16 protein-coding genes are annotated in these 18996 nt (G+C 64.3%); 4 read left to right on the top strand and 12 right to left on the bottom strand.

The window, feature by feature from the left end:
* Window positions 1-100: 100 nt before the first annotated feature.
* Entirely contained in the window at window positions 101-538 is a 438-nt protein-coding gene (locus SLW75_RS01005) for a DoxX family protein (RefSeq protein ID WP_410930633.1), read from the bottom strand.
* A 101-nt stretch (window positions 539-639) separates the two neighbouring features.
* On the bottom strand, window positions 640-2043 hold the full coding sequence (locus SLW75_RS01000; protein ID WP_410933271.1) for a transglycosylase SLT domain-containing protein: 1404 nt from the start codon (window positions 2041-2043) through the stop codon (window positions 640-642).
* A 197-nt stretch (window positions 2044-2240) separates the two neighbouring features.
* Here SLW75_RS01000 and SLW75_RS00995 point away from each other — a divergent pair, with 197 nt between their 5' ends.
* From SLW75_RS00995 to SLW75_RS00985, 3 genes are all read left to right on the top strand, one after another.
* Complete coding sequence (locus SLW75_RS00995) at window positions 2241-3065, top strand: TatD family hydrolase (RefSeq protein ID WP_410933270.1); 825 nt, start codon at window positions 2241-2243, stop codon at window positions 3063-3065.
* A 166-nt stretch (window positions 3066-3231) separates the two neighbouring features.
* Window positions 3232-4710 carry a methyl-accepting chemotaxis protein gene (locus SLW75_RS00990; RefSeq protein WP_410933269.1) on the top strand — a complete coding sequence of 493 codons (1479 nt, stop codon included), beginning with the start codon at window positions 3232-3234 and terminating at the stop codon, window positions 4708-4710.
* A 142-nt stretch (window positions 4711-4852) separates the two neighbouring features.
* On the top strand, window positions 4853-5074 hold the full coding sequence (locus tag SLW75_RS00985; RefSeq protein ID WP_065986324.1) for a hypothetical protein: 222 nt from the start codon (window positions 4853-4855) through the stop codon (window positions 5072-5074).
* A 75-nt stretch (window positions 5075-5149) separates the two neighbouring features.
* On the opposite strand, the gene SLW75_RS00980 is transcribed toward SLW75_RS00985, so the two are convergent.
* From SLW75_RS00980 to SLW75_RS00955, 6 genes are all read right to left on the bottom strand, one after another.
* On the bottom strand, window positions 5150-5944 hold the full coding sequence (locus tag SLW75_RS00980; protein ID WP_410933268.1) for an acyl-CoA thioesterase: 795 nt from the start codon (window positions 5942-5944) through the stop codon (window positions 5150-5152).
* A 131-nt stretch (window positions 5945-6075) separates the two neighbouring features.
* Complete coding sequence (locus SLW75_RS00975; RefSeq protein ID WP_369320156.1) at window positions 6076-6846, bottom strand: CHAD domain-containing protein; 771 nt, start codon at window positions 6844-6846, stop codon at window positions 6076-6078.
* Between the two features lie 45 nt (window positions 6847-6891).
* Window positions 6892-8892 (bottom strand): DUF3488 and DUF4129 domain-containing transglutaminase family protein, encoded by a 2001-nt coding sequence (locus SLW75_RS00970; protein ID WP_410933267.1) that lies wholly within the window; start codon window positions 8890-8892, stop codon window positions 6892-6894.
* Window positions 8893-8917: 25 nt separating this feature from the next.
* A complete protein-coding gene (locus SLW75_RS00965; protein ID WP_410933266.1) occupies window positions 8918-9901 on the bottom strand; it encodes a DUF58 domain-containing protein in 984 nt (327 codons plus the stop codon).
* The gene (locus SLW75_RS00960; protein WP_410933265.1) at window positions 9871-10788 is read right to left on the bottom strand and encodes an AAA family ATPase; all 918 of its coding nucleotides are present in this window, start codon (window positions 10786-10788) and stop codon (window positions 9871-9873) included. Before SLW75_RS00960 ends, SLW75_RS00965 begins: the two co-directional genes overlap by 31 nt.
* 263 nt (window positions 10789-11051) lie before the next feature.
* Window positions 11052-11330, bottom strand: a complete 279-nt coding sequence (locus SLW75_RS00955) for a hypothetical protein (RefSeq protein WP_062381160.1) — start codon at window positions 11328-11330, stop codon at window positions 11052-11054.
* A gap of 172 nt (window positions 11331-11502) precedes the next feature.
* Here SLW75_RS00955 and SLW75_RS00950 point away from each other — a divergent pair, with 172 nt between their 5' ends.
* The gene (locus tag SLW75_RS00950; RefSeq protein ID WP_410933264.1) at window positions 11503-12564 is read left to right on the top strand and encodes a patatin-like phospholipase family protein; all 1062 of its coding nucleotides are present in this window, start codon (window positions 11503-11505) and stop codon (window positions 12562-12564) included.
* 236 nt (window positions 12565-12800) lie between these two features.
* Here the strand turns inward: SLW75_RS00950 and SLW75_RS00945 are convergent, their stop codons facing one another.
* The 4 genes from SLW75_RS00945 to kdpB form a co-directional block, all read right to left on the bottom strand.
* Window positions 12801-13490, bottom strand: a complete 690-nt coding sequence (locus SLW75_RS00945) for a response regulator (protein WP_192136007.1) — start codon at window positions 13488-13490, stop codon at window positions 12801-12803.
* Window positions 13491-13553: 63 nt separating this feature from the next.
* Window positions 13554-16211, bottom strand: coding sequence for a DUF4118 domain-containing protein (locus tag SLW75_RS00940; protein WP_410933263.1), 2658 nt, complete (start codon window positions 16209-16211; stop codon window positions 13554-13556).
* Window positions 16212-16266: 55 nt separating this feature from the next.
* Window positions 16267-16833, bottom strand: coding sequence for a potassium-transporting ATPase subunit KdpC (kdpC, locus tag SLW75_RS00935; protein WP_410933262.1), 567 nt, complete (start codon window positions 16831-16833; stop codon window positions 16267-16269).
* A gap of 64 nt (window positions 16834-16897) precedes the next feature.
* On the bottom strand, window positions 16898-18994 hold the full coding sequence (gene kdpB / locus SLW75_RS00930) for a potassium-transporting ATPase subunit KdpB (protein ID WP_410933261.1): 2097 nt from the start codon (window positions 18992-18994) through the stop codon (window positions 16898-16900).
* Window positions 18995-18996: the final 2 nt, after the last annotated feature.

Below are 18996 nucleotides of genomic sequence, written 5' to 3'. Positions count from 1 at the left end.
CAATCAGCGGCTCCTGTCGTTTGTTGGCTGAACCGAACGCAAAAAAAATCCCGGCGTCGCCAGAGGCCGGGATTGGGTTGCCAGGAAGCTGGCCGGGGAATCAGCGACGTGCGATCAATCGGTCAAGCGAAAGGCGGCCGGCGCCTTCGAAGAGCACCGCCACAGCGCCGGCGATCAACGCCAGGCCGAACTCATAACCGTTGTTGGCCATGAACAAGCCGTTGTGGATGTGCACCGTGAGGATCGCCACCACCAGCATCACGATCACCACCAACGCCGCAGGCCGTGCCAGCAGGCCAAGGAACAGCGCCAGACCCCCGAAGAATTCTGCGCTGCCGGACATCAACGCCATCAGGTAGCCAGGGTTCAGGCCCAGGCTCGCCATGTACTGGCCGGTGCCTTCAAGGCCATAGCCGCCGAACAGGCCGAACAGCTTCTGGCTACCGTGGGCCATGAGAATGATACCGATTAGGACCCGCAGGGCGGTGATGCCGAAACCGGCGTGGGTGTTGAAGATCGATTTGAGTTGAGCATTCATGGCGGGCATTCCGAAGATAGTGAGAATGGCGCCATCTTAATCGGTTCTACAAATATGAGAATCGCAAAATACGCGCCATACCTATCGAACTATTAGATCTTTCAGCGCGTCGCCGGACGCTCCAGTGAACTGCGGGCCTGATCAAATGCGAGGTAGTACTTGTTGACGCTGTTGACGTAACTCACGACGTTCTTGCCGCCCTGCTCCATCGCCACGCGCTCGACCTGAAAAAACCACTGGTTCGGGTTAAGCCCCTGGCGCTTCGCTTCCGCGCGCATGGCCTGCACCCGCTCCGGGCCGAGGTTGTAGGCGGCCAGGGTGAAGGCCATGCGCTCGCGCTCGTTGATTTTCGGGCTGGCGAAAAACTTGCGCCGCAGCAGCGCCATGTATTTGCTCGCCGCCTGCACGTTGCCGTCGAGGTCATGAATATTGTCGACGCCGACGCGCTGGGCGGCCGACGGCGTAATCTGCAGCAGGCCCGTGGCGCCGCTGCCGCCCTTGGCAACCGGGTTGAGGGAAGATTCCTTGAACGCCACGGCGGCGAGGTCCAGCCAGTCCATCTTCTGTTTGTCGGCATGCAGTTGCAGCGTGGGGCGGAGTTTTTCCAGGCGCTGACGGTCTTCGCGGGCCAGCGGATTGTGGATCTGGTAGCGGTCCTTGTAGGCGGTCTGGAAGGCGGCGTCCTGATTGCGCGGCGGTTCGTAGGTTTGCAGGAAACGGTCAACGGCGCCGCGCAACACCACCGCGTCCTTGCGCACAAACCAGTTCATGTCGCCCGGATCGCTCAAGGCCGCAGCGCGGTCGATGCGCAGTTTCGGCATCACTTTGGCCCAGCGCTCGGCGATCGGTTGCTCGACCACGGTCAGGTGATAAACCCCGGCCTGGACCATTTCCAGCACGTCTTCCACCGCCAGGCTCGGGTCGACCCACTCGATCTTCACCGGCGGCAATTTGCGCAGGGCCAGTTTCTGGTTGAGCTGAAGAATGGCTTCATCGGCGGCGCTGCCGCTGGTCAGCATCAGTGTGCGGCCGGAGAGTTGTTCCGGGTGCCGGAGCCCGCGCTCACCCTTGACGCCGACCACCACCAGCGGCACCTGGGCCACCACCGGTTCAGACGCGTCAACGTAATGCGCGGCGCTGGCGTCGAGCAGTTCGCCCGGCGCAACCATGTCACCTTCGCCCCGCTGCAGCGCGGCAAGCAATTGGTCCTTGGCTTTGGGAATGAGTTTGAGGGAGATTTTCTGACCGTCGCGGGCATGGCTGTTGAGGTAGGTTTCGAACGCCTGCAAGCGACGGCACTCGACGCCCACGGGCTCACCCTGAACTTCAGCGGAGCTGTTACGGCTCTGATTGACCAGCACCCGCAGGACTTTGCCGCTGCGGATTGCCGGCAGGTCGCGCACCTGATTCTTCTTGATCACCACGGGCGGGCCGGCGGGTCGCGGCGACGCATGGCCGGGCACGGCCATGACGCACATCAGGGAAAACAGGGACGCTCGGATCATTGACGCTCCGACGAAAGGCCGAGAAAGACGGGCTTGAAGTCTGCGTCGCGCAGCTGACCGGCTCGCGGCGTGCATCGCGGCGTGCGTCAACAAAACGGGATCACAGGGTTCGGGTATTCCAAGCAGCTGAGCCTGCTTGTTTTTTATCGCTTCAATCGCTCTGTTATTCTTCTCGGCCTCTGGCCTGAGGTAGCACCATGCAACTAATAGACATTGGCGTCAACTTGACCAACCCCAGCTTCGCCGCCCGCGAACGCGAGGTGGTGGAGCGCGCGTACGCCGCCGGCGTCGGTCAGTTGATCCTCACCGGCACCGACGTCGAGGGCAGCGAAAACGCCCTTGTGTTGTCGCGCCAGCTTGATGAAAGCGCCGAGCGATTGTTCAGCACTGCCGGCATTCATCCGCACTCGGCAGGCGCCTGGACGGGCGAAACCGAAAACCAGCTCAGGGCCCTGTTGCGTGAAAAGACGGTCTGCGCCGTGGGTGAATGCGGGCTGGATTTCAATCGCGACTTCTCCCCTCGCCCGCAGCAGGAAAAGGTCCTGGAAGCGCATCTGGCTTTGGCTGTCGAGTTGCAGCTTCCGGTGTTTCTCCATGAGCGCGATGCCGACGAGCGCCTGCTCGCCATTTTGCGGGACTACCGCGACCAGCTCCCAGCGGCGGTTGTGCATTGCTTCACCGGGGAAAAACGCGCGCTGTTCAACTATCTGGACCTGGACCTGCACATCGGCATCACCGGCTGGATCTGCGACGAACGCAGGGGCACGCACTTGCACCCGCTGGTCCGCGAAATTCCGCGCGGCCGCCTGATGCTGGAAAGCGACGCGCCCTACCTGCTGCCCCGCACCTTGCGCCCCAAGCCGAAGAACGGCCGCAACGAACCAGCCTATCTGCCCGAGGTTCTTCGCGAAGTGGCGCTGCATCGAGGCGAGAGCCCGGAGGATGTCGCGGCCCACACCACTGATTGCGCACGGGCGTTTTTTGCGTTGCCGGTGGTGGAAGCTGCCACTCAAGCGTCGTAACAGTCGAAACAGGCGCCGGCATGTTTCGCAGGCCGAAGTTGCAGGCGCGCCGTCTGACGAGTCATCCCATAAACACCCATTGACCCAGATCAACGCTTCGCGTCTTCAAAGAGCACAAAATGATGGCACCTTGCCTTATCTCGTGCACCCACAGAAGACTTCCACCATGGCCCGCTGGCTGAGCAATGTTTCGCTGAAATACAAGTTCTGGGCGGTCAACGCCGTTGCGTTTTTCACCACGCTGTTGCTGGTGCTTTACGCTCTGCAGCTGGAACAACAAACCCGCGCCAACGACGCCAGGGCCGCCGTGCAGGCCGAAGCGCAGTTGTTGAGCGCCTGGCCCGCCGGGCAACCACTGCCAGCGGCGGCCCACCGTTTGACGTATCCAGCGGGACAGGTGCCGGTGTTCAACGGTCAGCCCCTGCCCTCCCTGAGCACGGTCACCGGCTGGGCCGACCTGAAGGCCGAAACAGACGGTACGCCTCTGATCGGCGCCTATGTCATCCAGCGCGGTGATCAACGCATCGCTGTGCTCGCCGCTGCGCCACACCTGCTGCAACTGGTGGGCGAGCGCTTTGTCCAGTACGCGGTCGCGGTGTTCATTCTGATGCTCGCCATGCTCGGCGCGTCGCAACTGCTGATCCGCTTTCTGCTGACCCACCTCAACACCCTCAAAGACGTAATGCTGCATGTTGAACGCAGCGGCGACCTCTCGGCGCGCGTGCCACTCGCCGGTGAAGATGAAGTCGGGCAGATGGCCAAGGCCTTCAACGCCATGCAGGCCGGTTATCAACGCATCGTCACCACCGTGGCCCACTCCGTCGCCCGCCTGGATGCAGGCGCGGGCCAACTGGCGTCGGGCATGAGCGAGGTGCGCCAGGGCATGCTCGGCCAGCAGAGCGAGACCGACCAAGTGGCAACGGCCATCAATGAAATGACCGCCACCGTCCACCACATCGCTCAACACGCCGGCGCCACCCGTGATCAATCCCGGAACGCTGATAAGCTCGCGGGCACCGGCAAAGCCGTGGTTGATCGCGTAGAGACGTCCATCGCCGGACTGTCCAGCGGGGTGCAACAGACGGCCGGGATGATCCAGCGGCTGGCCGAGGACAGTCAGAAAATCAATGGTGTGGTGAACGTGATTCACAGCATCGCCGAACAGACCAATCTGCTCGCCCTCAACGCCGCCATCGAAGCGGCCCGCGCTGGCGAGATGGGACGCGGCTTCGCGGTGGTGGCCGACGAGGTGCGGCATCTGGCGCGTCGGGTGCAGACGTCCACCGACGAGATAACCACCATGGTCTGCACCCTGCAGGCGGGCACCCGCGATGCGGTGGATTTCATGCAGGAGAGCTCGCACAAGGCCGACGACTGCGTGCAGCGCGCGCGGGAAGCGGGTCAGGCGCTGACGGCGATCACTGAAGCGGTGGCGCAGATGCGCGAGAGCAACACTCAGATTGCGGTGGCCGCGCAACAACAGAGCCAGGTGGCCGAAGAAATGAACCGCGCCGTGGTGAGCATCCGCGACGTGACCGAGCGCACCGTCCGGCAGACCGTGGACTCGGCCGGCACCAGCGATGAGCTGGCGACACTGGCGGGCGCCTTGAACACCGCCATCGGACAGCTGAAATTACAGGGCTGATTGCCTCGCGCGGCTGCGATTACTCAGAGGCATGCTGCCTATCAGGCTGATAGCAATCCTCGATTCGCCGAAGTAAAACGCCGGGCCTATTCTCACCTCAATCGAAAACACTTCTTGTTAATGTTTCACCGAGGTAAGCGTCATGCCCAAGTTCATTACGGATCTCCACATCGGCGAATTTTTCCACCCATCGCGCAAGGAAGGCCTGCCGTCCCATGTCGTGCTGTCGTCCCTGGCGTTTCCGCTGGCCATCGTCTCCGGGCTGTTGCTGCTCGACGGCGCGTTCAACGGCAGCCTGACCTCCGCCGCCATCGGCGTGCTGGGTCTGGTCGCTGCCCAAGCCATCAAAGCCCGAGGCCAATAAGGCCTCAGGCGTTTGACAGGTTCATAAATGCATCAGGTGAGCACGTGTCACTAAACTTGCGGCATGCACGACTGATCAGCCGAAAACCGTCACCGTTTGGCGACTGATCGCCACCAACTCCCCTTTCGGCGTCCACAACGCCGCCGCGGTATGACCGTAGCCATCGCGGGCATGCTCGATCACCGCTCGGTACTGCGTCCAGTCATGGGTGGTCATGGCGGGCAACGGCTGCACAAACTCGATTGTCCACGTCAACGAGCTCCCCGGTGCCGGCTTGTTCAGGTGCGGCAGCACCGCAGGCGGCCAGGTGTCGACCAGTGCCAGCAGGTGCGCTTCGGTCAAGATTTCCTCTTCCACATCACGCAATCGCGCGTAACCGCCAATCGCACCGGACGGCGTATTGGAAAACGGCAGGCCACCCAGCGCCCAGCGCAGGTCAATAAAGCGCAGGTATTCCGGCATCACCCCTGACACAAACGGAAACGGCTGGATCTCGTCCACCGGTGTGAACACCGGCGCTGGCTCGGCCTGCACCGAAATCATCGACTCGCGTGGGGCGCCGAAGCTGCCCTGAATCAGGGTCATGACCTCGCCGTTCTGCATCGCCCGCCCCAACACCTGGCTAACGGCCTTGCCCTCGCGGAGGATCTCCACGTCAAACGAGATCGGCGTGTCGATGGCCGGCGGGGCCACAAAACAGATCGCCAGCGACCGCACCGGCCGCTCGGCAGAGACCTTCGCGCGCATCGCTTCATACATCAACGCGGCCATCAGCCCGCCGAAGCAGGCACGCCCTTGGGCCCATGAGGCGGGGATGCTGACGGATTCGGGACGGGTGCGGACGGCGTCGAGCAGCTCGGAGAATTTCATGGACGTTCCAGGGTGGCAGGCGGGATGTGCAAATGGTAGCGAGGCAGCTGCCGCAGGACAGGGTTTATAAACGCCAATACTGCGGACGAGACGGTTAAAAGGCTGCGCTGGACAATCCTGCGCGAGGGCCCTTAACGCGAGGAATGCTTACCAAAGCAAGCCTTGTACAAGCGTTCCAGCACCTGGTCAGACTTTTGCTCGGCACGATGAATGCCCAATTCCCACCCGGCCACGCAAGGTGAAAGATCGGCCTGATGCCGCGCCTGCTCCAGCCATTGCAGGTGATCGTGCCAGTCGCCCAGAGCGCCCTGGGCCGCTTTCAACCGGCGCTCCATGTTCTTCGGCTGATGACTGAGTTCAGGGTAAGCCTCACCGGCGTAACGCACACGCTTGATCAACAGGCGCAGGCGATGGCGGTCGTGGGCAGGGTCGCCCATGGCTTCGCGCAGTTGCTTCCACTGTTTGTCCAGGCGCTTTTCGATGCGCTGGCGCAACTTGTCGAGCAGGCCGTGGCGTTCCTGGGTGCGCAGCAGGGCTGGCAATTGGTCCAGCACGCCGAACAGCCGATTGAGCTCCGCAGAACTGGCCACTTTCGGGCACGCGGTTTTCAGGTATTGATCGCGCTTGGCCGCGGCCTGGGGCAGACCCTGTTCCTCGAGGAACGCCGCCAGTACCTGCATGTCCCGCAAGGGCGTGGTCAGCGCACCGACCTCCTTCGCCGCCCCTTCCACTTGATCCAGCCCTGGCAGACCGCGCAGCGGCCGCAAGACACTGCGCAGGCGGCGGACGTTGGTGCGCAGGTCGTGCAGCGCTTCGCTGTCGGTGGAGACTTCCAACCGCGCGTGGCAGGCAAGCAGTTTGATGTTAAGGCCGATAATCTCGGCGACCAGGTGATCGACCATCGCTGACATGAAACACTCCTTGGTTGAAGATGAATGTCTGATGACTTACGGCCGCTTGTCCCTCACAGCGGACAAACGCCACGGCAGGCTGCGGCGCAGGGATTTCAGGTGCTGGCGCAGGGTACCGACCGAGCCGTCCGCCCCGGCATAGCGCTGGGCTTCAAATTCGTCGACGAAATCCCTGATCGCCCCGGCGTGCGCCGGCAGTTGCGCGGCAGCACGTTGGGAGAAGGCCTGAGCACCCTCACCCGGCTGACGTTTAAGACCCTGCCGGGCGAGCAGACGTTCGAAATGGTTGAACAGGCGCAGCTGCGAATCGCTTTCGCGCCGCCACGGCTTGAACAGCCACAGCGCCAGCAGCCCGAGAATAACCGCCGCACCGCCGGCGAACACCGGTGCCTGAAACCCCGAAAACCAGCGGCCGAGCACTTGCAGTTGCTGCTGCCCCTGATAGCCCAGCACCCAGCGTTGCCAGCCGTAATTGAGGTTGTCCCAGCCCATGCGAATCGAATTGACCCAGGCCAGGTGCCGATAGCGCAGCGGGGACATTGGCGAATCGCCGAGAACGTCTTCGTCCGCCGCCAGCGCCTGTTCAAGCCCCTGCTCGACCCGGGCAGGCGCCACCGCTGCGGTGGGATCAACGCTGCGCCAACCCACGTTCGGTTGCCAGTACTCGACCCAGGCGTGGGCATCGAACTGGCGCACCGTCAGGTAATTGCCATCCGGATTCAGCTCGCCGCCCTGATAACCGGCAACCACCCGCGCCGGCACGCCCGCCGCCCGGAGTGCGAAGGTCATGGCGCCGGCGTAGTGGGCACAGAAACCGGCACGGCTGCCAAACAGAAAGTCATCGATGCTGTTGGCGCCCAGCGCGGGGGGCTTGAGGGTGTAGCGGAACGGCTGCGAGGTGAAGTACGACAGCAGCGCGTCCACCACGGCGTCGGTGCCGGGATGGCGCCGATGCAGGTCCGCTGCCCACTCGCGCACTTGGGGATTGCCTTTGGCCGGCAGTTGCAGGGCCTGCAAGCGGGCGCCGTCGCTGAGCACGGTCTCGCGCACTGCGTCAGGCCAGGATTCGGCGTTGTAGAGCATCGATTGCTCGACTGGTCGCCGCCGCTGCCAGCGGAAATCGCTCATCTGGCGCACGCCGGCCAGATCGGTCTGGCCCACGTCGAGGGTCATCAGCCACGGTTTGCCGGTCGGCTCCAGTACCACGCTGTAGCCGACCCGCTCGCCTTCCCGGCGCCACAGCGGGGCGTCCGGCACCTGCGCCCGGGAAGACTGCGACCAGCGTCTGCCATCGAACTGCTCCAGGGTCAGCGCGCGCCAGTACAGCTGATTGCGCGGCGGCAGCGGGCCGTCAAAACTTGCGCGAAACACCAGCTCGGCGGACTTGCTCAGCTCGGCGATGTCCCCCGGCGCCATGCTGTCGGACAGCCCGGTCAGCGCCTTGTTGCTCGGTTGCGGCAGCGACCACAGCGGATCGAGACGGGGAAAGAACAGAAACAGCAGGATCATCAGCGGCACGGCCTGCAGCAGCAATTTGGCCGACAGCCTGAGCGTGGCGGCAGGCTTGCCGGAAATGCCGGACTGTTGCAGGCCGATCAACGCCGCCAGCAGCGTGGTGATCGGCAGCAGGGTAAACAGGCCCCAGAGCAGCGAGTCTTCGAACAGGTAACCGACCGCGATGCAGAAGAAGCCGAGGAAGATTAGCACCAGCGCATCACGCCGATTCTGCATTTCCAGCATCTTCAGAATGAACGCGGCGATCAGCAGCGCCGCCCCCGCATCGAGGCCGATCAAGCTGCCCCGCGCCAGGTAAATGCCTCCGGCGGTGCCGACCAACAGTCCCGACTTGATCCAGGTGCCGGGCATACGCACGCGCATGCGATAGATCTGGATGCGCCAGAACGAACAGACCAGCCACAGCACGATCAACGCCACCGGCACATGCAAGGCGAATGGCACGATCACCAGCGCCTGAGCGATCAGCAACCAGTTGAGGCTGACCCGCGGAATCGGTTTCGCCAGGCTTGAGGACGTCATCGCGCAGCACTCTTTATCGGCCCCGTCATGCCCGCACCCCGTACAGCGCCAACTGGCGCAAACAGGCTTCGCGGTGGGCGTCGCCGCTGTCCACGGCCGAGATGAAACCGGGCAGCCGCAGCGCGAAGGGTTGCTGACGCTGGGACAACTCCAGCACCCAGTAGCACAGGCGCGACAGCCGCTCCTCGATGTCACCGCCCAAGGCCATGAAGTCCAGACACAGGTCGTGACCGCTGAGGTCGCTGAACTCTTTGACCATCAGCCCCTGCCCTCGCGACCAGGCTTTCCAGTGCATGCGCCGCATCGAGTCGCCCGGCTGCCACAGGCGCAGGCCCTGATAGTCATCGACGCCGGGGCCCGTCGTCGCGTGGCCGTCGTCCTCGGCATGGGGTTGCACGCCTTGCAGCAGCGGCATGGTTCCGACCACTGGTTGCGGGTAGATCAGCACGGTCTGTTCCAGGTCCAGCCAGCTCCAGGCGCGAAAAATCCCCAGCGGAAACACACTCTCCACACGCAAACGCGGGGCCCGCATCCAGCCGCGCTTGAGCGCCGGCAGGGTCAGGCCGACTTCGACCAGGCGCTCGGCCTCGACGTCGGTCTGCTCCAGTTGTTCGCTGTCCCAACCCAGGGCAATCGCCTGATGGCCATGGCCGGTGCTTTCCAGACGAAGGCGCAGTTGCACCGGTTCGCCGACGAACACCGAACGCGCATGGCCGCCGCTCAGCACCAGCCCGCTGATGTTGCGGTAGGTGTGCAGAATGGCGAGCACGCCCACTGACAGCATCAGGAATGTCAGGCCGTAGGCGAGGCTGTTCTGGTAGTTGATCGACACCAGCAACAGCAGAAATAGAATGAGCGCGTAAGTGCCGCCGACCCGGGTCGGCAGGATGAAGATTCGGCGGTGATCCAGTTCGACCCGCGACGCCGGGGGGATTCGACGCCCCACCCAGCGCTGCCAGACCGGTTTGTAGCGTTCGATCACAGCACCGGCACCTCGCGCAGTAGCCACTGGACCAGCGCGCCGCCGCCATGCCCGGTCGGGTCAGTGCGCTCACGCAAGCGGTGGCTGATGACGGCGGGCAGGATCGCCTGCACGTCTTCGGGAATCACGTAATCGCGCCCGGCGAGCAACGCCCAGGCCCGCGCCGCCGAGAGAATCGCCAGGCTCGCGCGGGGTGACAGGCCGTAGGCAAATTGCGGCTGGCTGCGCGTGGCATCGACCAGCCGCAGCACATAATCGACCAAGGCGTCGCTGGCCCGCACCTGCCGCGCCTGCTGCTGGAGGGACGCGAGCTCGGCGTGGTCCAGCAATGGCTCGATGCGCGGCAGCAGATCGCGACGGGACTCGCCCAGCAGCAGGGCCTTCTCCGCCGACGGCGCGGGATAGCCCAGGGACAGGCGCATAAGGAAGCGGTCCAGTTGCGATTCCGGCAGGGCGAAGGTGCCGCCCTGGCTGAACGGGTTCTGGGTGGCGATGACAAAAAACGGATCGGGCAGCAAACGGGTCGCGCCCTCGATGGTGACCTGGCCCTCTTCCATCGCCTCCAGCAGTGCGCTCTGGCTTTTGGGCGTCGCGCGGTTGATTTCGTCGGCCAGCACCAGCTCGGCGAAGATTGGTCCGGGGTGAAAGGTGAATTGCCCGGTGTCGCGATCAAAAACCGAGGTGCCGAGGATGTCGCCCGGCAGCAGATCGGAGGTGAATTGGATGCGCTGATAGCTCAGGCCGAGCACCCGCGCGAGGGTGTGGCTGAGGGTGGTTTTGCCCATGCCGGGCAAGTCTTCGATCAACAAGTGCCCGCCGCCCAGCAGGCAGGTCAGCGCCAGGCGGACCTGCGGTTCCTTGCCCAGCACCACTTCATTGATCGCGTTGAGACACGCATCCAGTTTTCTGCCCATCGGAAGGCCTCCCCAGGCGACTGCTCATGGCTAATAGGACTGCAAACGATGCCAGACGTGCAGCCACTGTAAGGTCAGCGTAGGCGTTTTCGCTAGAGCGGGAGGGAGGGATTCATCAGGGTGGAGCGAAACAGGACTGTAGGAGTGAGCTTGCTCGCGATCCGCGTTATCTCAATCAGCTAGATGGCGACTGACAGCAGGCTTCGCGAGCAAGCTCACTCCTACAGGGAGACCGCTTAATGGCTGCGGACTTTGGAACGATCTCAGCGACCCGCGCGGGACTCACGGATGTAGAAACGGGCTTTCTCGGCTTTCTCGGAGCAACCTTCGAAGGCTTCGAACTGCTGCTGGGTCTTGGCGCCGGTCAGCAGCGACAGGGCCTTGGAGTAGCTGACCGTGCCAGCGAACCCTTCCGCCTTGGCCAGATCCAGCTCGTGCCAGGCCGCGTCAAGGTTGGTGGCGCAGCTGTCGCGGTAGGCCGTTTTGCCGGCGCAACCGGTGAGAACCAACGCCAACAGGGGCAGGCAGATCCAGGCTTTCATGGGTGTTACCTCAACTAAGGAAATCATTGATGCGGCTTTGACGGTGCGGCGATGCAAAAGTGCCACGCCGGGGCGATGCACAATACCCGTTTCGCGCGGTTGGCGTTACGCTGGTGTGTGATGAATCGGCCGCCTTGCGCGCCGCCTGAACGCTGACAGTGGGAAACCGCACATGAATAAACGCATCGCGCTGGTTCTGGGCTCCGGGGGCGCACGGGGTTATGCGCACATCGGTGTCATCGAAGAGCTCGAACACCGCGGCTACGACATCGCCTGCATCGCCGGCTGTTCCATGGGCGCGGTGATCGGCGGGATCTACGCGGCAGGCAAGCTCCCCGAGTACAAGGCGTGGATCGAAAGCCTGGATTACCTGGACGTGTTACGGCTGGTGGACGTGAGTTTCCGGCTGGGGGCGATTCGCGGCGAGAAGGTGTTCGGCAAGATTCGCGACATCGTCGGCGAGATCAACATCGAGGACCTGCCCATCCCTTACACGGCCGTGGCCACCGACCTGACCAACCAGCAGGAGATCTGGTTTCAGGAAGGCAACCTGCATTCGGCAATGCGCGCCTCGGCGGCGATCCCCAGTCTGTTCACCCCGGTGGTCCAGGGCAATCGCACGCTGGTCGATGGCGGCCTGCTGAATCCGTTGCCGATTGTGCCGGTGGTGTCGAGCCATTGCGATTTGATCGTCGCGGTCAACCTCAACTCCACGACCCAGAAGCATTACACGTTGCCGGTGATCGAGCGCCCGCCCGCGGTGAAGAAGCGTTTCGACGGCCTGATGACGTCCATCGGCTCGCACCTGCCGTTCCGCCGCAGGCTGGACCTGACCGGCGAGGATAGTTTGCGTCTGGCGCAGCAACGGCTGAAACCCAGCGCCGCCGTGCTGACGGGCAATCCGTGGCTGATGGCCGACATCGAATCCGCCGACCCCCAAGGCCAGCAACCCTCCGCCGCCCCCACCCAGGCCGGGGCGCCGAGATCGGCCAGCGGCTCGATCATCATCGACAACGTCGGCCCCGCCTCGCTGCTGGATTTGATCAACCAGAGCTTCGAGGTGATGCAGACGTCCCTGGCGCAATACAAAATCGCCGGCTACCCGCCCGACATCCTGATCAACGTGCCGAAGCGCGTGTGCCGATTCTTCGAATTCTACAAAGCCCCGGAGCTGATCGCGCTCGGGCGGCAGATCGCCAGAGAAACGCTGGATCGGTATGAGCAGGAGCATTAAAGGCGTGGCTTCCGACGCTTTCCCGGCTAAAGCCGGTCCCACAGTCGAGGTCACTGTCAATCCCGCAAGTGTACGCGATGCTTTAGTAGGACCGGCTTCAGCCGGGAAGAGGCCCACATGACCACCATCAATCACGCGGTGTGACCTCTAACGGATTCCCGGCTAAAGCCGGTCCCACAGTCGAGGTCACCGCCAGCCCCGCAGGTGTACGCGGCCGATGGAGGGAAAACGATGCTTCACCCATTCACCAACCGATACCCAACCCCCGCCTCGGTGACGATGTACTGTGGCGCGGCGGGGTCGTCGCCGAGTTTCTGGCGCAGGTGCCCCACCACGATGCGCAGGTAATGGGTGTCTTCGACATGGGTCGGGCCCCAGATGTCCTTAAGCAGTTGCTGTTGGGTAATGACCCGACCGGGATGCCGCGCCAGTTGCGCCAGCACCGCGTATTCCTTGCGGGTCAGGGCGACTTCCACATCGCCCAGGGACACCCGCCGATAGGCCAGGTCAATGTTCAGCGGGCCAATGAGCACCGCCGACTCCACTTGGCCGCCGTCCGGCGCCTGGCGCAGGAGTGAGCGAATCCGCGCCAGGAACTCCTGAATGCCGAATGGCTTGGTCACGTAATCGTTGGCACCGGCGTCCAGCGCGCGAACTTTCTCGCCCTCGCTGGCACGCACCGACAGCACCAGCACCGGCACCGCCGACCATTCGCGAAACTGGCTGAGCACATCCTGCCCGTCCATGTCCGGCAGGCCCAGGTCGAGCACCAGCAAGTCGGGTTTATTCAGTGCGGCCTGGGTCAGGCCGTCGTTGCCGGTCCCGGCTTCCAGCACTTTGTAGCCTTGTGACGCGAGGCTGATGCGCAGGAATTTGCGGATCTGCGGCTCGTCATCGATCACCAGAATGGTCGCCGTCTGGCTCATGGGTGTCCTGTCATTAGAAAAAAGGGCCGTCACAAACGTCTGTCAGCGTAGCGCAAAACGGTTTCAGACCGCCTGGTCCATTTCCGCTTCAGGCTGCGCCTGCAGCGGCAAATGCAGACTGATGCAGGTGCCGCGACCGTCGATGCCATCGCCCACGCTGATCCGTCCGCCATGGGCGCCGACCATGCCCTGACAGATCGCCAGCCCCAGCCCCGTGCCCTGCCCGCCTCGGTCACCCCGCGCGGCGGTGTAGAACATGTCGAAAATCTTCGCCCGTTCGCTCTCCGGGATTCCCGGCCCCTCATCGCTGACGGCAAAGACGATCTCTTCGTTCTGCGCACTGACCGCCATCTGCAGACGGCCATTGACCGGCGAAAAGCGCGCGGCGTTTTCGATTACGTTGATCAACGCCTGCTCGATCAGCGCGGCGTGGACATACAGCAGCGGCAGCTCTGCCGGCAATTGGGTCATGACCTGCAGCGGCGCGAGGACGGCGCGAAGGCGATTGAGTGCGCTGCCGACGATGTCACCCGGTGAGACCCAGTCCCGCGCCAGCTTCAGCGCGCCGTGGCCGAGGCGCGTCATGTCCAGCAGGTTCTGAATGTAACGGTCCAGGCGCTCGGCCTCGTCGCGGGTGCCTTCGAGCAACTCGCGGCGGTCTTCCAGCGGAATCGCCTCGCCCAGCGCCAGCAGGCTGTCGATGCTGCCGCGCATGGCGGTCAGCGGCGTGCGCAGGTCGTGGGACACCGAGGCCAGCAAGGCGCTGCGCAGTTGTTCGGTCTCGCCATGCAAACGCGCGGCTTCCAGGTCTTCGGCCAGACGCGCCCGGGCCAGGGCCTGACCCAGTGGCTGACTCAGCGCCGTGAGCAACCGTCGACGCTGAGGTGTAAAAGTCTGGCCCTGTTTCGCACGAATCCCCAGCAAGGCCAGCGGCGCATCGTCCACCCACAACGGCAGCCACCACCAACTCCCCGACGGCAGCGTGCCGGTGCCCTTGCCCGCCGGTTGCCCGTGCTGCCAGGCCCAGTCCGCCGCCGCGCGCTCGAACTCGGAAAACTCCAGGGGCCCGCCGACTTCCACCTGCCAGCCCTGCTCGCGGTCGTTGTCCAGGACGCACCGCTGCAACTCGCTCCAGCCGGCCAGATGATGATCGGCCGCACTGAGCACCGCCTGGCGATCGGTGGCGGCGGTCAGGCGGCGTGACAGGTCGAGCAGTTCGCTGGTTTCCTCCTGGGTGTCGCGCAGCGCTTGCAACTGGCGACGCTGACGAGCGGCGAGATTGCCGGTCAGCGCGGCCATCAACAGGAAGAACAGCAGCGTCAGCACGTCTTCTTCGCGCTGGATGCTCAGGGAAAAATTCGGCGGAATGAACAGAAAGTCATACGCCAGAAACGACAGCACCGAACAGACCATCGCCGGGCCGACGCTGCTGCGCACGGCCACCAGCAGCACGGCGGCGAGAAACACCAGAGAGATGTTTGGCAGCGCCAGCCAACTGGACACCGCCCAGGCCAGGGCGCTGGCGCCGACCGTGGCGAACAGCGCCAGGGCGTAATCGAACCAGACCAGATTGCGCGGCGAGGTGGACAGCGCCTGATCGGGACGCGATTCGCTGTCGAGCACGTTGATTTCCAGGCCGTGGGCATTGCGCAGCAGACGCGACGCCAACCCGCCGCCCAACACCCGACGGCGCAGCGAAGGCCGCGACTGGCCCACCAGCACCAGACTGGCGCGGCGTTCGGTGGCGTGCTGAATCAGCGTCTTCGCCACTTCCGGCGCGCGCAGCACCACCACTTCCCCGCCGAGGCGTTCGGCGAGCTGCTGGGCGTTCTGCAAACGGCCGCGGGCCAGTTCGTCGAAAAAGCGCCCGTTGTCGACGTGCACCAGACTCCACGGCAGATGCCGACGTTGCGCGACACGACTGGCATGGCGCACCAGCCGTTCGGCCTGGGCGTCGCCGTCGATCCCCACCAGCAGACGACCGCGCACCGCTGGCGCCGCCTGACCCAGCTGCCGGTAGCCCAGCGCCAGGTCGTTGTCGACCTGGGCGGCGGCGGTTTGCATGGCCATTTCCCGCAGCGCGGTGAGGTTGGTCTGGGTGAAAAAGGCATCGATGGCGGCGCGGGCCTGCTCGGGCACGTAGACCTTGCCGTCGCGCAGCCGCTCCAGCAGCTCCCGGGGCGGCAGGTCGATCAGCACCAATTCGTACGCTTCCTGCAACACCCAGTCCGGCAGCGTTTCGCGCACTTGCACGCCGGTGATGCCGCGCACCTGATCATTGAGGCTTTCCAGGTGCTGAACGTTGACCGTGGTGTAGACGTCGATCCCCGCCGAGAGCAGTTCCTGAATGTCCTGCCAGCGCTTGGCGTGGCGACTGCCCGGCGCGTTGCTGTGAGCAAGTTCGTCGACCAGCACCAGCTTGGGTTTCGCCGCGAGCAGACCGTCCAGGTCCATCTCTTCGAGCATGACGCCGCGGTATTCGGAACGCAGCATGGGTTGCTGCGGCAAACCGCCCAGCAGCGCTTCGGTCTCGGCACGGCCGTGGGTCTCGACGACCCCGGCCAGCAGCGAAACGCCCTGACGCATCTGCGTGTGCGCGGCCTGGAGCATGGCGTAGGTCTTGCCCACGCCAGGCGCCGCGCCAAGAAACACCTTCAGCCGCCCGCGATCGTCCCGAGGAAGATTGACCAGCAAAGCGTCGGCGCGGGTGGTTGAATTCACGAAAAGTTGTCCTGGTGCAGGGTGATGTGTGCTCGTGTGGCGTCGACCGTTGGGGTCAGTTCACGGCTTTGCCAGACGGTAACCGATTCAGACTCAGATTCAAGTCCAGCACGTTCACCACCGGCGGGCCGATCAGCGAAGTCTGGGTGCTGTCCGCCACCAGCTTCTGCACCGACTCGCGCGACAGGTTACGCGCCGCGGCGATGCGGGCCACCTGGTATTGCGCCGCGGCCGGCGACAGATGCGGATCGAGGCCGCTGCCGGAGGTGGTCAGCAGGTTCAGCGGCACCGGGCCCTGGCTGTCGACTTTTTCCTTGGCGGCGTCCTCGGTCACTCGCGTCGCCAGCGCCGGGTTGCTCGGCGCCAGATTGCTCGCGCCGCTGGCGACGGTGGCATAGGCGCCGGCAGACGGACGCGGATGAAACCATTCTTCGCCGGTGAAATTCTGTGCGATCAACTCGGAGCCGCGCACCTTTTCATGGTCGTCGTAGATCAGGCTGCCATTGGCCTGATCCGGAAACGCCACCTGGGCGACACCGGTCACCACCAACGGGTAAGCCACGCCGGTGATCAGGGTCATCAGAACGATCAGGCTCACGGCCGGACGCAATACGCTGGACATCATTCAATCCTCATTTCGAAGTGAGCGCCGCGCGGGATCATCACCACGCGGCGCGATCAACGGGTTAAACCAGGTGCAGAGCGGTCAGCAGCAGGTCGATCACCTTGATGCCCACGAACGGCACGACCAACCCGCCGAGGCCATAGACCAACAGGTTGCGGCGCAGCAGATGCGCCGCGCTGGCGGCCTGCACCCGGACACCGCGCAGCGCCAGCGGGATCAGCACGACAATGATCAGCGCGTTGAAGACGATGGCCGACAGAATCGCGCTCTGCGGGCTGGCCAGGTGCATGATGTTGAGCACGCCCAGTTGCGGGTAAATGGCCGCGAACAGCGCCGGCAGGATGGCGAAGTACTTGGCCACGTCGTTGGCGATGGAAAAGGTCGTCAGGGCACCGCGGGTCACCAGCAATTCCTTGCCGATCTGCACCACGTCCAGCAGCTTGGTCGGGTCGCTGTCGAGATCGACCATGTTGGCCGCTTCACGCGCTGCCTGGGTGCCGTCGTTCATGGCCATACCGACGTCGGCCTGGGCCAGCGCCGGCGCGTCGTTGGCGCCGTCGCCGCACATCGCCACCAGACGCCCGTCGTTCTGTTCCTGACGGATGCGCTCCAGTTTCTTCTCGGGAGTGGCTTCGGCCAGCACGTCATCGACGCCCGCTTCTGCCGCGATCGCTGCCGCCGTCAGCGGGTTGTCGCCGGTGACCATGACCGTGCGAATGCCCAGTTTGCGCAGCTCCTCAAAACGCTCGCGAATGCCCGGCTTGACCACGTCCTTGAGGTGAATCGCGCCGAGCAGTTTGCCGTCGCCGCAGACCAGCAACGGCGTGCCGCCGGTCTTGGCGATCTTGTCGATTTCCCGCGCCAGCACCGGCGGCAGGTCGCTGCGGTCACGGCCGAGGAATTTCAGCAGCGAGTCCACGGCGCCCTTGCGGTACACACGGCCCTCGAAATCGACGCCAGACAGACGGGTTTCCGCCGTGAACGGCACCGCCGTCAACTGGCGCGGCGCAGGCTCGGTCATCGGGTGCTGCCCGCGCAGGTATTCGACGATGGACTTGCCTTCAGCCGTGTCATCGGCCAGCGAGGCCAGCAGTGTGCCTTCGCTCAGCTCTTTCGGCGTCACGCCCGGCGCGGCATACACCGCCGCGCAACGACGGTTGCCGAACGTGATGGTGCCGGTCTTGTCCAGCAGCAGCACGTGCACGTCACCCGCCGCTTCCACCGCGCGGCCGGATTTTGCGATCACGTTAAGGCGCACCAGGCGGTCCATGCCGGCAATGCCGATGGCCGAGAGCAGGCCGCCGATGGTGGTCGGAATCAGGGTCACCAGCAGCGCCACGAGGAACACCAGCGGCAGGTTACCGCCGGCAAAATGCGCGAACGGCTGCAGGGTGACGACCACCAGTAGGAAGATCAGGGTCAGGCCGATCAACAGAATGTCGAGGGCCACTTCGTTGGGGGTCTTCTGCCGTTTGGCACCTTCGACCAGCGCGATCATGCGGTCCAGGGTCGACTCGCCGGGGTTGGCGCTGATCCGCACCAGCAGCCAGTCGGACACCAGACGGGTGTTGCCGGTGACGGCCGAACGGTCGCCGCCGGACTCGCGAATCACCGGCGCAGACTCACCGGTGATCGCCGCTTCGTTGACCGCCGCGATGCCTTCGATGACCTCGCCGTCGCCCGGGATCAGCTCCCCGGCTTCAACGCGGACCACATCGCCCTTGCGCAGGGTGGCAGCGTTGACCATCTCGTAACTGCCGTTTGCGCCCTGGATCCGCGCCTTCAGGCCTTCGCTGCCGGCTTTCAGGCTGTCGGCGCGGGCCTTGCCGCGACCTTCGGCCAAGGCTTCGGCGAAGTTGGCGAACAACACGGTGAACCACAGCCAGATCGCGATCTGCACGGCGACGGACGTTGGCACTGCCGGGTCAGGGATCAGGCACAGCACGGTGGTCAAAACCGCGGTCAGTTCGACCACCAGCATCACCGGCGCACGGTGCAACTGGCGCGGGTCGAGCTTGACGAACGCCTGCACCAGCGCCGGGCGCCACAGGGCGGCAAGACCGGTCTTGGCCGCGACGGGCTGCGCGTCGTGGTTTGTGGCCTTGCTGGCCGGAATTTTACTGTCCGGGCTCTTTGTTACGGGGGCTTGCATGTTCATGG

It is taken from the genome of Pseudomonas sp. W5-01 (genome assembly GCF_046540435.1).
GTDB classification, from domain to species: Bacteria; Pseudomonadota; Gammaproteobacteria; order Pseudomonadales; family Pseudomonadaceae; genus Aquipseudomonas; species Aquipseudomonas graminis_B.
The sequence above is the reverse complement of the archived record's forward strand: the minus strand, read 5'-3'. Positions and strand labels throughout refer to the sequence as shown.